Below are 13,868 nucleotides of genomic sequence, written 5' to 3'. Positions count from 1 at the left end.
CTTCGAGGGCATCGGTGTCTGACACGACTCACTCTGGCCCTGGCCGCCGGTCGGCGACGGATGCCGAAGGTCCGCGGCAGGGGGCCGAACGGCCCTGTTCTCAAAGGCCGTTGGGCAACCGGTGGCATCGAGGCCAATGTCGAGGTCGAGATCACCGCTCTTGACGCGGTCGACGAACTGCGCCGCGAACCGACCCACCGCGGCGTCGTGTCCGCCCTCGCCCGGGTGAAGCAGGACCTGCTGGACGACCTGAGGGCGTACGGACTGGTGGACTCGGTCGGCAAGGAGCGGATCCTCCCGACTCTCCCGACGGCCGTGGCCGCGTACGGTGCGTGGCCCGGACCTCAGTCGGCGGGCATGCCCCGCTCCCCGAAGCGCCCGCGAACCCTGTCGATCGGGGCCGGGCCGGGAAGGGTGCGTTGCGCAAACGGAAAAGGCAGTCCAACCGCCTCCTTGCAGGTGCGCAGCACCCCGCCGGTGACGTCGGTTGCAGCAGTGGTTCTCCACCGGTGATCGGTACTCCACCCTCGCCTTCGGACGGGCCGTCCGGTCCCTTGGCCCAGAGGGCCGGACGGCCCGGCGGCTCGCCGCACCCGCCCGTCAGCCGGCCGCGAGGTCCGGTCGGATCAGGGTGCCCGACCGGCCGTGCACGATCTCGTACGCCGCATCCAGGGCTCCTATGGCAGCGAGGCCTCCGGTCCGCTCGACGAATCGCGCGGCGGCCTCGGCCTTCGGCCCCATGGAGCCCTCCGGGAAACCCTTGCGGCGCAGCTCCGCCGGGGTCGCGTCGAGCACGGGCTGTTGGTCGGGGGTCCCGTAGTCCTCGTAGACGCACGGGACGTCGGTGAGGATGAGCAGGAAGTCGGCCTTGAGGTCCTCGGCCAGCAGGGCTGCGGTGAGGTCCTTGTCGATGACGGCCTCTACACCGGTCAGTGCGCCGGTGTCGAGGTCCGCGGTGACGGGGACGCCTCCACCGCCCGCGCAGATCACGAGGGTGCCGCTGTTCAGCAGTTCGTGGACGGTGTGGGTCTCCACGATCCGTTCCGGCACCGGGGAGGGTACGACGCGGCGCCAGCCGGTGGTGTCCCGCGCGATGTGCCAGCCGCGCTTGCGGGCGAGGGAGCCGGCTACCTCACGCGGGTAGATCTGGCCGACGAACTTGGTCGGGCGTGTGAACGCCGGGTCGTCGGACCGTACGAGGGTGTGGGTGACGAGGGTGGCGATGTGGCGGTCCGGGAGGGCGTCGTGCAACGTGCAGGCCAGCAGGGAACCGATCATGCCCTGGGTCTGGGCGCCGAGCAGCTGGAGCGGGTAGGGGGCGCTGAGTGCCGGGTCGCTCGCGCTCTCCATGGCGAGAAGCCCGATCTGGGGGCCGTTGCCATGGGTGATCACGAGCTCGTGCTCGTGGGCCAGAGCCGCGAGGGCGGTGGCGACCCGGTCGATGTTGGCCTGCTGGACCACGGCGTCAGGGCGTTCGCCCCGGTGGAGCAGGGCGTTGCCGCCGAGGGCGACGACGATACGCATGGCTTCAGTCCTCCAGGGTGACGACGAGCACGGCCTTGATGGTGTGCAGCCGGGCGGTGACCGGGTGACGATCAGCCGTTGCCCTCTTCCACCGGGCAGGCAGGCAATCCCGGCCCCGAGCACGGACCCCTTCGGTGCCGGCCCGTGCCTTGCTGGGGCTTCTCATCACGGCACCCGGCCCTCAGTAGGCAGACAGACCGCAGTCCCTGAACTGTCCACGGACGCGCTCGGTCAGGGCCGCGTCAGGTACGGGGTTGTCCCGCAGGGGGAAGGGGATGCCCAGGGCTTCGTACTTGGGGGCGCCCAGTTTGTGGAACGGCAGGACGTCCACGCGGTCGACGTTTCCGAGGCCCGAGAGGAAACGGGCGAGCCCGTCGATGGGCTCGGGGGCGTCGTTCCGGCCGGGGACGAGGACGTACCGGATCCACACCGGGATGCCGAGACGGTCCAGGCGGGTGGCGAAGTTGAGCGTGGGGGCGAGTGCGCCGCCGGTGAGTTCGCGGTAGGCGGCGATGTCGAAGGACTTGATGTCGAGCAGTACCAGGTCGGTGTCGGCGAGGAGTCCGCCGGTGGCGCGGGCGCCGAGGAAGCCGGAGGTGTCCAGGGCGGTGTGCAGTCCGGCTTCCTTGCAGCGGCGCAACAGCGCGCCGGTGAAGGCGGGCTGGAGCAGTGGCTCGCCGCCCGTGACGGTCACTCCTCCCCCGGCGGCGGTCACGAACGGCCGGTACTTCTCGATCTCCGCCATGACCTCGTCGACGGTCGTCTCCTTCCCGTCGCGCATGTGCCAGGTGTCGGGGTTGGCGCAGTAGAGGCAGCGCAGCGGGCAGCCGCTGACGAAGAGGACGAACCGGGTCCCGGGACCGTCCACGCCGGTGGAGAGGTCCCAGGAGTGGATCCGGCCCGTCGTCATCGTCCTCACAGCGTTCCGTGGAAGGTTCGGCTGATCACGTCGAGCTGCTGTTCCCGGGTGAGGCGGACGAAGTTGACGGCGTATCCGGAGACCCGGATGGTCAACTCCGGGTACTTGTCCGGGTGTTCCATCGCGTCTTCCAGGGTGGCCCGGTCCAGGACGTTGACGTTCATGTGGAAGCCGCCGGAGGCCATGTAGGCGTCCAGGATGCCGACGAGATGGCCGGCGCGCTCGCCGGGCACGTGTCCCAGGCCCTCCGGGGTGATCGTCGTGGTGAGCGAGATGCCGTCGCGGGCGTGTTCGTAGGGCAGTTTGGCGACGGACAGGGCGGAGGCGGCGACCCCGTGCCGGTCGCGGCCGTTCATCGGGTTGGCGCCGGGTGCGAAGGGCTGTCCCGCGCGGCGGCCGTCGGGGGTGTTGCCGGTGTGCTTGCCGTAGACGACGTTCGAGGTGATCGTCAGCACCGACTGGGTGTGTTCGGCGTCCCGGTAGGTGGGATGCTCGCGCACCTTCGCCATGAAGGAGTCGACCAGGCCGACGGCGATGGCGTCCGCCCTGTCGTCGTTGTTCCCGTACGCCGGGTAGTCGCCTTCGATCTCGTAGTCCACGGCCAGCCCTGTCTCGTCACGGATCACCCTGACCCGGGCGTACTTGACGGCGGACAGGCTGTCGGCGGCGACGGAGAGGCCGGCGATGCCGCAGGCCATGAAGCGGTGGACGGGGTAGTCGTGGAGCGCCATCTCGACGCGCTCGTAGGCGTACTTGTCGTGCATGTAGTGGATGACGTTGAGCGCGTCGACGTACGTCTGTGCCAGCCAGTCCAGCATCCCGTCGTAGGCCTTCGACAGCTCGTCGTACTCCAGGTACTCCCCGGTCAGGGCCGGGGCTTCGGGGGCGATCCGCTCGCCGCTGATCTCGTCCCGGCCTCCGTTGATCGCGTACAGGAGCGCCTTGGCGAGGTTGACCCGCGCGCCGAAGAACTGCATCTGCCGGCCGACGGCCATCGCGGAGACACAGCAGGCGATCGCGGTGTCGTCGCCGGTGCGGGGCCGCATCAGCTCGTCGGACTCGTACTGGACCGCGCTGGTGTCGAGGGAGACCTTGGCGCAGAAGTCCTTGAATCCGGAAGGCAGTCGGGGCGACCACAGCACGGTGAGGTTGGGCTCCGGGGCGGGGCCGAGGTTGTAGAGGGTCTGGAGGAAGCGGAAGGAGGTGCGGGTGACGAGCGGGCGGCCGTCCTCGCCGATGCCGCCGATGGATTCCGTGACCCAGGTCGGGTCGCCGGAGAACAGCGCGTCGTACTCGGGGGTGCGCAGGAACCGTACGATGCGCAGCTTGATCACGAAGTCGTCGATCAGTTCCTGGGCGTGCGTCTCGTCCAGGACGCCCGCGACCAGGTCGCGTTGCAGATACACGTCCAGGAAGGTCGAGGTGCGGCCCAGGGACATCGCCGCGCCGTTCTGCTCCTTCACGGCGGCGAGGTAGCCGAGGTAGAGCCACTGCACGGCCTCGTGGGCGGTTTCGGCGGGGCGGGAGACGTCACAGCCGTACGTCGCGGCCATTCGGGTCAGTTCGTCCAACGCCCTGATCTGCTCGGCGAGTTCCTCGCGGTCGCGGATGATGTGCTCGGTCGACGGCGCGGCGTCGAGGCCGGCTCGTTCGGCGTGCTTCCCGGCGATGAGCCGAGCCGTGCCGTAGAGCGCCACCCGCCGGTAGTCGCCGATGATCCTGCCGCGGCCGTACGCGTCGGGCAGTCCGGTGATGATGCCGGCCTTGCGAGCGGCGCGCATCGCCGGGGTGTACGCGTCGAAGACGCCGTCGTTGTGGGTCTTGCGGTAGGTGCCGAAGACACGGGTGACGAAGTCGTCGGGCTCGTAGCCGTACGCCTTCAGTCCGTTCTCGACCATCCGCAGGCCGCCGTTGGGCATGATGGCGCGCTTGAGCGGTGCGTCGGTCTGCAGGCCGACGATCAGCTCCCGCTCGCGGTCGATGTATCCGGGCGCGTGCGAGGTGATCGTCGACGGGGTCCTGGTGTCGACGTCGAGGATTCCCCTGCGCCGCTCCTCCGGGAAGAGCGCGCTGATCTTGCCCCAGACGGTCCGGGTACGCTCGGTCGGGCCGGCCAGGAACGCCGCGTCTCCTTCGTAGGGTGTGTAGTTCGCCTGGATGAAATCGCGGACGTCGATGCCATCGCGCCACGCCGTCCCGGCGAAGCCCTGCCATGCCTCGGCCGTCCGGCCTCCAGCCGTCACCGTTGCGGTCATCGCCGGTCTCCCCTCGCGCTGTGCCGAAGTGTTCTGCACTTTCGATACTTGTCGTTCGGAGTGACCGGGACGAGGGCCGGACAGCACCGGCAGGCGTGCCGAACCGCCTCGTCCAGGGGCCGTTCGGCCCAACTCGTGATCACACACGGCATGAGGCGCCCGGGGTCGAGTACCCCGGGCCCCTCATGCCGTGCGGGACCACCGCGACCGGTGCGGCGGCGTGGTGGAGCACCGCGTGGGCCACCGGACCAAGGCCGGTGCCGTAGCGGGTCTCCCGTTTCCTGCGTCCCACCACGATCAGGGCGGCGCCCGCGGAGGCGCGGATCAGCTCACCGGCCGGACGGCCTTCGGCCACGGTCTCGGCGACGGGAACCTCGGGGAACTTCTCGCGCCAGGGGCGCAGGGTGGCGGCGACGGCGTGCTCGTGCTCGGCCGACAGCTCCGGGCCGCTCACCCGGACGAGCCGGTCCGTGGCGGAGAGGGAGTGCGGGGTGCTGAAGGCGTGGATCACCCGCAGTCCGGCGCCACGGCGCCGGGCCGCGTCGAAGGCGAACTCGATCAGCTCGTCGCACGGCCGGCCGGTGTCGAGGCCGAGGACCACGTCGCGGTACGGGACCTGCGGTATCTCGTCCGGGGAGATTCCGTCCGGTGCCGCGAAGTGCTCGTCACAGGTGCCGACACCGGCCCGCACCAGGACCACGGGGACCGGTGACCTGGAGACGATCCGCTGGGAGACGGACCCCAGCAGGAATCCCGTGACTCCGCTGAGCCCGCGGGACCCGAGGACCAGCAGGCCGGCCTCGTCGGCCGCGGCGAGCAGAGCGGCCACCGGCGCTTCGGCCACGGACCGGTCGAGCACCCGCAGTCCGGGATGCGCCGCGCGCAGACCCTTCGAGACCCGTGTCAGCAGGTCCTCGGCCCAGGCCCGTTGGGACATGTCGGCCGGCACGGACGGGGCGGGCCGCGGATGCCATTCCCACGCGTGCAGCAGACTGAGGGCCGTGCCCCGGCGCAGGGCCTCACGGGCCGCCCAGTGGGCGGCGGCCAGACTCTCCGGGGACCCGTCGATCCCCGCGGCGACCGGTCGAAGCATGATCCGCACCTCCAGCGTCGTGCGCTCGGCGGAGAGTCCCTGGGCCTCGCGGCGATCGCCGCGCCCGTGGGATCCCTTCTCCCGTCGAGCCTGATACGAGGCGGGACCCGTGCGCTGGGGCCAGGCAGTACCTTCCGCCGGGCCGAACGGCTCCGGCCGATGACATGTGGCCCGCAGCGGGGGCCGGGTGGCCCATGGTGTCCTGCCGGGGGCGGGAAGAGATTGGGGGTGGGAGGGTCACGCGCCAGGAAGAGGCAGATCATGAACACTTCCACCAGGTCCACCATGCTGCGGGCGCTGCCCGCCGAGCACCGGGACCGGCTGATGCAGGTGGCCCGCGAGGTGTCGTTCCCCGCGGGCGCCCGGCTGTTCGGGGAAGGCCGGCACGCCGACCGGTTCTGGATCATCCGGACCGGCACGGTGGCCCTCGACCTGCGGGTTCCGGGCCGCCGCGCGGCCGTCGTCGAGATCCTCGGGCACAACGAACTCGTCGGCTGGTCCTGGCTGTTCCACCCGCACACCTGGCATCTGGGCGCAAAGGCGACCAGCCCGGTACGTGCCTATGAATTCGACGCGGAGACGGTCAGGGGGATGTGCCGGGCCGATCCCGAATTCGGCATCGCCGTGGCTCAGTGGACCGGTGCGGTCGTCGCCCACCGGCTCCAGTCGACCCGGACCCGGCTGCTCGACCTGTACGCGCCCTACGGCAGCGGCGACCCCCGCTGACCGACGTTTCCGGAACCTACCGAGGAGCCACCGTGCACGGCAGTCCGCACATCGTGAGCGACGTGATGACCCATACCGTCGCCGCCATCGGCCGCGGGGCCGGTTTCAAGGAGATCGTGGCGCTGATGGAGCAGTGGAAGGTCAGTGCCCTGCCCGTCCTGGAGGGCGAGAGCCGGGTGATCGGAGTCGTCTCCGAAGCCGACCTGCTGCCCAAGGAGGAGTTCCGCGACGGCGACCCCGACCGGTACACGCAGCAGCGGCGGCTGACCGATCTCGCCAAGGCCGGCGGGGTGACGGCCGAGGAGCTGATGACGTCGCCGGCCGTCACCGTGCACGCGAACGCGACCCTCGCGCAGGCCGCCCGCGTCATGGCGCACGCCAAGGTCAAGCGGCTGCCCGTCGTCGACGACCTCGGCGGCCTCGAGGGAGTCGTCAGCCGCGGCGACCTCCTCAAGGTGTTTCTGCGCAGTGACGGGGAGATCGCCGAGGAGGTCCGCAGGGAGATCGTGTCCTACCTCTTCCACGGGTCGCCGTCGTCAGTCCGCGTCGAAGTGCGGAACGGTGTCGTCACCCTCTCCGGACGCGTCCGCGACACCTCGCTGGTGCCGGTGGCCGCCCGTCTGGTGCGGGCCGTCGAAGGAGTGGTGGACGTCGGCTTCGACCTCACCGGCCCGGACCACCATCAGGAGTGATGAGACGGCTGCCGCCGGTGCGCCGTCGTGTCGGACCTTGAGGGTCCTGCTCCGCCATCGTGATACAGCACTCCGCTCAAGGCCGGCTGGCCCCCGAAGGATCAACGCGGTACCGGACTGGACTCGAACGGGCCCGGTCGGCCCTGGTGCATCCGGGCCCGAAGGGTGATGATCGGCCTCAGCGGGCTCACGGTCCGTGGTCAACCATCACTGAACGAGGGGTCGTCATGGCCGAGGCGGGTACCTTCTCCGAGCAGAACCCGATCCGGGTCTTCCTGCTGGACGACCACGAGGTGGTGCGCCGCGGTCTGACGGATCTCCTGGACGCGGAGCCGGACATCTCGGTGGTGGGCGACGCGGGCAACGTCGAGCACGCCCTGGTGCGCGGCCCGGCGCTGCGCCCGGACGTGGCCGTCCTCGACGTACGGCTGCCGGACGGCGACGGCATCAGCGTCTGCCGGGAACTGCGCAGCCAGATGCCCGAGCTGTCCTGTCTGATGCTGACGTCGTTCGACGACGAGGAAGCCCTGCTCGACGCGATCATGGCCGGCGCGTCGGGCTATGTGCTGAAGCAGATCAAGGGATCCGATCTGGTCTCGGCGGTCCGCACCGTCGCGTCGGGCCAGTCGATGCTGGACCCCACGACGACCGCCCGGCTCATGCGCAAGCTGCGCACGGACCCCGCCGAGGAGCCGGCCCTCTCGCCCGAACTCGCCAGTCTCTCGCCGCGTGAACGGGACATCCTCGCGCTGATCGGGGACGGACTCACCAACCGCGAGATCGGCAAGAAGCTCTACCTGTCCGAGAAGACGGTGAAGAACCACATCTCCCGGCTGCTGGCCAAACTCGGCGTCCAGCGCCGTGTCCAGGCCGCGGTGATGGCCAACCACCTCGAACACCCCGATACGAGGGACCAGCACCCCACGCGCTGAACTCGCGACCGGCTGACGGTCGACCTGCTGTTCGGACCCCGTCCGGCGATGCGTGCACCCGTCGCTCCAGCCGTGTGCCGCCGCTCTCCTCGCGTTCGCCGTGCGTCAGGGTCCCGGCGAGGGCGGCGGCAGGTGAGCTGCGCCAGTTCGTGGCCGGGCGAGGTTCGCCCGGCCACGACGTCCGGCGACGTGGGGAGTCAGCCCTCTTGGCCCTTCGACGTCAACTCGGCGCGGATACCGGCCGCCCACCCCTCGATCTGCTCGAAGTCACGGAAGTCGCCGCCCTTGCCGGAGGAGACGATCTTCCGGGCGATGAATCCCTTCGCCCCCTCTTCCAGGCACCCGCCGAACGTCACGTGTTCCGTCACGTCGAGCCGGTCCATCGCCCGCTTCACGCCCGGCACGGGCGGGATGTCCCGTTCCGAGGCGGACGCGTCCAGCGGGCCACTGCTGAAGAACCACAACGGCAGCCCTGCCAGCGCGCGGCGGTGCCGCCGTACGAAGCGGCGAGCGTCCCTGTGCCAGCGCCCGGCGTACAGACCACCGCCGACCACCACGGCGTCGTACGGCTCGACGCTCGTCACGGAGCCGGCGGGCAGCGCCTCGGCGGACATCCCCTCCTTGCACAGCACCTCGGCGACGGTCTCCGCGATCCGCGCCGTGGATCCGTTGGTCGATCCATAGGCGACCAGAACGTTGTTCGGCATGGTGGTGCGCCTCCTCTCACAGCTTGCGCAGCCAGTCTTCGGTGACGCCGTGCACGGCCGGGCCGTCGGGGCGCAGGTGCGCGTCGTCGAAGCGATAGGTGAGTTTGTCGACGACACCGACGGCCCCGTCGATGCGGCGGCTCATGGAGACCGCGATCTCCGCCTCGCTCCGGCGCTCCACGTGACCGTCGAGCGTGATCACCCCCTGATGGACGGTCACCGTCACGGTCTGCGGTGTCAGCCACAGCGACCGCACCAGGACCTCGTCGATCACCTCGGAGCGGATCTCCCGGTCCGGACGCAGGAAGACCTGGAGCAGGTCGCGGCGGGTCACGATGCCGACGAGCCGGTCCTCCTCGTCCACCACGGGCAGCCGCTCCACCCGGTTCTGCGCCATGGTCCGGGCGGCCTCGGCGATGGTGTTCTCCGCGTACACGGTCACAGGCGGTACGGACATCAGTTGTCCAGCCGTACGCGCCCGTGCCTTGGCCGCCTGCCGCCGGGCTCCGCGGGTCGGCGGCAGGAGCCGGAAGCGGCGCTTCGGCGCGTACGGGTCAGGGGTCTCCGCCTGGCGGGCCAGCAGGTCGGACTCGGAGACGACCCCGATGACCTTCTCATCCTCGTCGACGACCGGCAGCCCGCTGATGCGGTGCCCGGCGAGAAGCCGTGCCACCTCTTTGAACGGGGCGCCGTACGGTGCCCGGACGACCTCCGTCGTCATCACGGATCCGACCTTGTCGTGCTTCATGTTCGTTCCTCCTCAGCGCAGTCGGCGCAGATAGGGGTCCTGGGCTCGGCGTGGCAGCAGGCGGACGCGTGCGTCGAGCACGCTGACCGCGCCGGGGGTCGCGAGGACGGGGTTGAAGTCGGCCTCGGCGAGCTGGGGGAGATCACTCGCCATGCGGGACAGGCGCAGCAGCACCTGTTCCAGACCTTCGAGGTCCACCGGTCCGCCGCCGTGCGCACCGAAGAGCAGGGGCGCGCAGCGCGGTGAGGTGATCAGGTCGTGGACGTCGTGGTCGGTCAGAGGGGCGAGGCGGGCCGCGTGGTCGGCCAGCACCTCCGTCGCCGTGCCGCCCAGGCCGAACAGCACGAGGGGTCCGAAGACCTCGTCCTGGACGACCCCGGCGAACAGTTCGGTGCCGCGTGCGGCGAGCGGCTGGACGACCGCTCCCGTCAGGAGTCCGCCGAACCTGGTCTCGAAGTCGCGGAAGGCGGCGCGGACTTGGGCGTCGCCCTGGAGGTCGAGGTGTACGGCGCCCTGTTCGGTCTTGTGGAGCAGGCCGGGCCAGTGGGCCTTCATGACGACGCGGCCGTCGGGTCCGCGCAGCCGTTCGGCGGCGATGACGGCGTCGTCCTCGGTCTCGGCCCAGGCCCAGTCGAGTTGCGGAATGCTGTAGCAGTCGAGCAGTTCGCAGCAGGTGCGGGGGTCGAGCCAGCCGCCGTCGGGGTGCGCGAGAAGGAAGTTCTCGGCGACCGTCCGGGCGCGCCCGGTGTCGACGTCCGCGAGGTCCGGGACGATTCCGGCGGGCCGGCTCAGCCAGGCCGCACGATGCGCGGCGTGGGCCAACGCCCCTGCCGCCGCGCCCGGTTCGGCGTACGACGGGACGGTGCCGCCGTCCACGGCGGGCAGCAGCTCGACCGGCAGTGCCTGCTCCAGTCGTACGACGGCGACCGGACGTTCATGGCGAGCGGACCCGTCGGTGAGCGCCCGGACGAGGTCGTCGCCGGTCGCCGTGGCGACGGCGGTGGGGACGAGCGCCACGAGGACGGCGTCGAAGCCCGGGTGCCGGGCGACCCGTTCCACGCACTCCCAGAGCTGTTCCTCCGTGACGGCGGCGGTGGCGTCCACGGGGTTGCCCACGGCGGCGCCGTCCGGCAGCACGGAGAGCAGGTCGTCGGCCAGCTCGGCGGTAGGCGTCGGCAGGGCAAGTCCGGCCTCCGCGCAGGCGTCGGCGGCGAGGACGCCCGCTCCGCCCGCGTTGGTGACGATCGCGACGCGGCTGCCGGACGGCAGCGGCTGGGCGTACAGCAGGGCCGCGGTTTCGAGGAGTTCACCCACCGAGCGGGTGGCGGTGATGCCGGCCTGGGTGAACAGGGCCTGCCGGGTCATGGTCCGGGTGGCGGCGGCCGCGGTGTGCGAGGCGGCCGCACGGCGGCCCGCGTCGGTGCGGCCCGCGTCGACCGTGAGTACGGGCATTCGGCGGGTCACGCGGCGGGCGGTACGGGAGAACGCGCGGGGGTTGCCGAACGACTCGAGGTGCAGCAGGGCGAGGTCGGTGCGGCCGTCGGACTCCCACCACTGGAGCATGTCGTTGCCGCTGACGTCGTACTTGTCGCCCAGCGAGGCGAAGGACGAGACGCCGATACCGAGCCGGGACAGCCCGTCGAGCAGGGCGATGCCGACGCCGCCCGACTGCACGGCGACGCCGGCTGTGCCGGGGCGCGGATGGGCGGCCGCGAACGTGGCGTCGAGGCCCAGTTCCGGGTCGGTGTTGGAGACACCGAGGCAGTTCGGGCCGACCAGTCGCATGCCGTACGTGCGGCACGCGCCCAGCAGCCCCTCGGCCTGGCCGGCGTCCAGCCCGGCCGTCACCACCAGCAGCGCCCGTACGCCGGCCTTGCCGCACTCCTCGGCGGTGGCGGGCACCGCGGCGGCCGGTATCGCGAGGACCGCGAGGTCGGGAATCCTGGGCAGGGCGCTGACCGAGGGGTAGGACCGCATACCGAGGACCGAGGTCGCGGAGGGGTTCACGGCGAACAGGCGCCGGGTGAAGCCGCCTTCCTGGAGATGGTGCAGGAGGGCCCGGCCCACCGATCCGGGCCGGCGTCCCGCGCCGATCACGACCACGGCGTCGGGGCGCAGCAACGGCTCCAGGCTCGCCACGTCGGCGCCCCGGCCGCGTGTCTCGACGGCCGCGAGGTAGGTGTCGTCCTCGTCGAGTTCGATGGTGCAGCGCACTTCGGGGCCCTCGAAGTGCCGGGAGGTGCGCAGGCCGAGGTCGGCGAAGAGCCGCAGCACCTCGTGGTTCTCGGACAGGGCGTCGGCGGTGAACGTGCGGACGCCGTCCGCGCGGGCGGCGGAGACCAGGTGTTCGACGAGCAGGGTGCCGACGCCGCGGTGGTGCAGACCGTCGGCGACCGCGATGGAGATCTCGGCCGTGCCGCGATCCTCACCGGTCTCGCCTCCGGTCCCGCCGCCACTCCCGCCACCGGTCTCACCGCTCGTCGCACCACCGGTGTCGTACTCGGCGAGACCGATGACCTGGCCCTGCGTCTCGGCGAGCAGCGCCCGGTAGCCGGGCCGCGACGGGGCGCACGCCCGGTCTGCGGCCATCTCGGCCGAGCGTCGGCTCATGGAGAAGAAGCGCAGCCGGAGGTTCTCCGGGGACATCTCCTCGTACAGGCCGCGCAGTTGCTCGTGGTCACCGGGGCGCACGGAGCGTATGCACACGGTCGTGCCGTCCTGGAGCAGCGCGTGGACCAGGGGGCGGTCGTGGTCGTCGTCCGTCATCACGGGCCTCCTCGAAACCTGTCGGCCCTTCGAGCATCCAGCGATCCCGGGGCAGGCCCCAGAGGCTGACCGGGTGCACCGCATGGGCCGATCGGCCCCGATCTCGGCGTCCGTTCGAAGTCCGGCCTCACACTCGCGCGGTGCGACCGCCCCGTCCGCTCAGTCCGTACATCTCCCCGTGCCCACCCGGCCCGAGGCATGGGGCCGGTCGGCCCCTTGGCAACCTCTCGCCCTTCTGCAGTGTGAGGAGATCCGCACCAGTCATCGCACCTCCTCCGGCGTCATGAACGACCTCGTGGAAGCCGCTCAGCTCGAGGGCGCGCGGCTGACCATGACCGCCCCGCGCGAGACGGAAGAAGGACGACGGTGCCGGCATTCCGTCCGCCGCCCTCGGACCGCAGGACGCTTCCGAGCACCTGCCCATGCGCGACTTCTCCGCACAGCGAGTACGTGACGGGTCCGGCAAGGGAACCGACTGCTCGATCATCCGCGTCAAGCCCAACTGGTACTGATGGGAAGGTGCGTATGAAGAAGAGGGTCATCCTGCTGGTCGGCGGCGTACTCGTCGTTGCTGTCGGGCTCGGCGCGGCCGTGTGGTGGAACTGGTTCCGGGCACCCTACGCCCTGGCCGACTCGCCCGAGGTCGACGTGACCGTGCGCGCCGAGAGGTCCGAGTACCCCGACGTACAGGAGACGGCCGACGACGTCGACACCCTCGTCCGGATCTATGTGCAGCGGCTCAAGGACGGCGACGCGAAGGGAATTGCCCAGCTCGCCGGGCCCGCGTACAAGGAGCCCGGGCAGGCCTCGGCCGAGTACGTGCGCGCGTACGGCGAAGCCGCGGGCGGGCACGTCGAAGTCACTGTGCTGGAGGGGGCCGTCGACTACTTCAACCCGGTGACGGTGACGTACCAGGAGACCGGCCAACGGCAGGAGCTGCTGCTGGTCAAGGATGACGGAGACTGGTGGATCGGCCTCGGCGACGGCGACCCGGCGGCGGGCATGTAGCGACAACCGCGGAAGGCGCCGCACGGCTCCCTTGGGCAGGGCAGGAGCGGCGACGCGCCCAGGGCCCCGCCGCCGAACCGGCACGGGCTCCGAACGCCGACGGCGGATTCCGGGGAACCGGCTTACAGGATCCGGACCCGGCACAACGCGGACCCGGCGCGGATTCCGCGACCGAAGCGGATTCCGCGGCCGGCGCGGACCCTGGAATCGGCGCAGACCGGGGCCGGGCTGCGTCAGCGCGGCTGCCAGGTGAGTTTGTCGCCGCCCACCCAGCGGACCACGTCGGGGTCGTCGAGGTCGTGGACGGTGATGCCGTACGCCGCCGCGTACTCCAGGACGTCCGTGATCGCCTTCGCCTCCCCGACCATCTCGCCGTCGATCTCCATGATCCGGAACGGCGGCGTGCCCGGTTGCACCCCGAGCACCATGATCCGTGGGTGAGAGATGTGAGGGCTCGCGCTTTCGGTCATGGCTAGAGCGTAAAGCGGTTCTCGCGGG

Annotated in this window: 12 protein-coding genes and 1 pseudogene; 5 read left to right on the top strand and 8 right to left on the bottom strand. The window is 71.0% G+C overall.

Features of this window, described 5'->3' with window-relative positions; translation table 11 throughout:
- Positions 1-126: 126 nt before the first annotated feature.
- Positions 127-342 (top strand): annotated as a pseudogene (locus tag OG788_RS37975) (sodium-independent anion transporter); the annotation flags it as partial.
- 258 nt (positions 343-600) lie between these two features.
- Here OG788_RS37975 and OG788_RS37970 read toward each other — a convergent pair.
- From OG788_RS37970 to OG788_RS37955, 4 genes are all read right to left on the bottom strand, one after another.
- A complete protein-coding gene (locus OG788_RS37970; RefSeq protein ID WP_406375510.1) occupies positions 601-1,524 on the bottom strand; it encodes a carbamate kinase in 924 nt (307 codons plus the stop codon).
- A 181-nt stretch (positions 1,525-1,705) separates the two neighbouring features.
- Positions 1,706-2,434 (bottom strand): pyruvate formate-lyase-activating protein, encoded by a 729-nt coding sequence (gene pflA / locus OG788_RS37965; protein ID WP_406376953.1) that lies wholly within the window; start codon positions 2,432-2,434, stop codon positions 1,706-1,708.
- Between the two features lie 5 nt (positions 2,435-2,439).
- Positions 2,440-4,698, bottom strand: a complete 2,259-nt coding sequence (pflB, locus tag OG788_RS37960) for a formate C-acetyltransferase (RefSeq protein ID WP_406375509.1) — start codon at positions 4,696-4,698, stop codon at positions 2,440-2,442.
- 139 nt (positions 4,699-4,837) lie between these two features.
- Positions 4,838-5,791 (bottom strand): universal stress protein, encoded by a 954-nt coding sequence (locus tag OG788_RS37955; RefSeq protein WP_406375508.1) that lies wholly within the window; start codon positions 5,789-5,791, stop codon positions 4,838-4,840.
- A 261-nt stretch (positions 5,792-6,052) separates the two neighbouring features.
- Here OG788_RS37955 and OG788_RS37950 point away from each other — a divergent pair, with 261 nt between their 5' ends.
- From OG788_RS37950 to OG788_RS37940, 3 genes are all read left to right on the top strand, one after another.
- Positions 6,053-6,517: a cyclic nucleotide-binding domain-containing protein gene (locus OG788_RS37950; RefSeq protein ID WP_406375507.1), complete on the top strand. Its 465-nt coding sequence runs from the start codon at positions 6,053-6,055 to the stop codon at positions 6,515-6,517.
- 32 nt (positions 6,518-6,549) lie between these two features.
- Entirely contained in the window at positions 6,550-7,209 is a 660-nt protein-coding gene (locus tag OG788_RS37945) for a CBS domain-containing protein (protein ID WP_406375506.1), read from the top strand.
- A 227-nt stretch (positions 7,210-7,436) separates the two neighbouring features.
- Complete coding sequence (locus OG788_RS37940; protein ID WP_406375505.1) at positions 7,437-8,141, top strand: response regulator; 705 nt, start codon at positions 7,437-7,439, stop codon at positions 8,139-8,141.
- 197 nt (positions 8,142-8,338) lie between these two features.
- Here OG788_RS37940 and OG788_RS37935 read toward each other — a convergent pair whose 3' ends face one another.
- From OG788_RS37935 to OG788_RS37925, 3 genes are read right to left on the bottom strand one after another with little or no spacing between them, the layout of a single operon-like run.
- Entirely contained in the window at positions 8,339-8,848 is a 510-nt protein-coding gene (locus OG788_RS37935; protein ID WP_406375504.1) for a flavodoxin domain-containing protein, read from the bottom strand.
- A gap of 16 nt (positions 8,849-8,864) precedes the next feature.
- Complete coding sequence (locus OG788_RS37930) at positions 8,865-9,596, bottom strand: CBS domain-containing protein (protein ID WP_406375503.1); 732 nt, start codon at positions 9,594-9,596, stop codon at positions 8,865-8,867.
- Between the two features lie 12 nt (positions 9,597-9,608).
- A complete protein-coding gene (locus OG788_RS37925; protein ID WP_406375502.1) occupies positions 9,609-12,362 on the bottom strand; it encodes a GNAT family N-acetyltransferase in 2,754 nt (917 codons plus the stop codon).
- A 525-nt stretch (positions 12,363-12,887) separates the two neighbouring features.
- On the opposite strand from OG788_RS37925, the gene OG788_RS37920 reads away from it, so the two are divergent.
- Positions 12,888-13,370, top strand: coding sequence for a hypothetical protein (locus OG788_RS37920; RefSeq protein ID WP_406375501.1), 483 nt, complete (start codon positions 12,888-12,890; stop codon positions 13,368-13,370).
- A 233-nt stretch (positions 13,371-13,603) separates the two neighbouring features.
- On the opposite strand, the gene OG788_RS37915 is transcribed toward OG788_RS37920, so the two are convergent.
- The gene (locus tag OG788_RS37915) at positions 13,604-13,840 is read right to left on the bottom strand and encodes a hypothetical protein (RefSeq protein WP_351545335.1); all 237 of its coding nucleotides are present in this window, start codon (positions 13,838-13,840) and stop codon (positions 13,604-13,606) included.
- Positions 13,841-13,868: the final 28 nt, after the last annotated feature.

The sequence above is a fragment of the Streptomyces sp. NBC_00647 genome, assembly GCF_045207245.1.
Classification (GTDB): domain Bacteria; phylum Actinomycetota; class Actinomycetes; order Streptomycetales; family Streptomycetaceae; genus Streptomyces.
This window is presented reverse-complemented; position numbering and strand designations above follow the sequence as displayed.

Excerpts from the sequence above, each read along its gene's own strand:
- OG788_RS37930 (WP_406375503.1), bottom strand. The coding sequence starts at position 9,596 with ATGAAGCACGACAAGGTCGGATCCGTGATGACGACGGAGGTCGTCCGG.
- pflB (WP_406375509.1), bottom strand. The coding sequence starts at position 4,698 with ATGACCGCAACGGTGACGGCTGGAGGCCGGACGGCCGAGGCATGGCAG.
- OG788_RS37955 (WP_406375508.1), bottom strand. The coding sequence starts at position 5,791 with ATGCTTCGACCGGTCGCCGCGGGGATCGACGGGTCCCCGGAGAGTCTG.
- OG788_RS37940 (WP_406375505.1), top strand. The coding sequence starts at position 7,437 with ATGGCCGAGGCGGGTACCTTCTCCGAGCAGAACCCGATCCGGGTCTTC.
- pflA (WP_406376953.1), bottom strand. The coding sequence starts at position 2,434 with ATGACGACGGGCCGGATCCACTCCTGGGACCTCTCCACCGGCGTGGAC.
- OG788_RS37935 (WP_406375504.1), bottom strand. The coding sequence starts at position 8,848 with ATGCCGAACAACGTTCTGGTCGCCTATGGATCGACCAACGGATCCACG.
- OG788_RS37950 (WP_406375507.1), top strand. The coding sequence starts at position 6,053 with ATGAACACTTCCACCAGGTCCACCATGCTGCGGGCGCTGCCCGCCGAG.
- OG788_RS37915 (WP_351545335.1), bottom strand. The coding sequence starts at position 13,840 with ATGACCGAAAGCGCGAGCCCTCACATCTCTCACCCACGGATCATGGTG.
- OG788_RS37925 (WP_406375502.1), bottom strand. The coding sequence starts at position 12,362 with ATGACGGACGACGACCACGACCGCCCCCTGGTCCACGCGCTGCTCCAG.
- OG788_RS37920 (WP_406375501.1), top strand. The coding sequence starts at position 12,888 with ATGAAGAAGAGGGTCATCCTGCTGGTCGGCGGCGTACTCGTCGTTGCT.
- OG788_RS37970 (WP_406375510.1), bottom strand. The coding sequence starts at position 1,524 with ATGCGTATCGTCGTCGCCCTCGGCGGCAACGCCCTGCTCCACCGGGGC.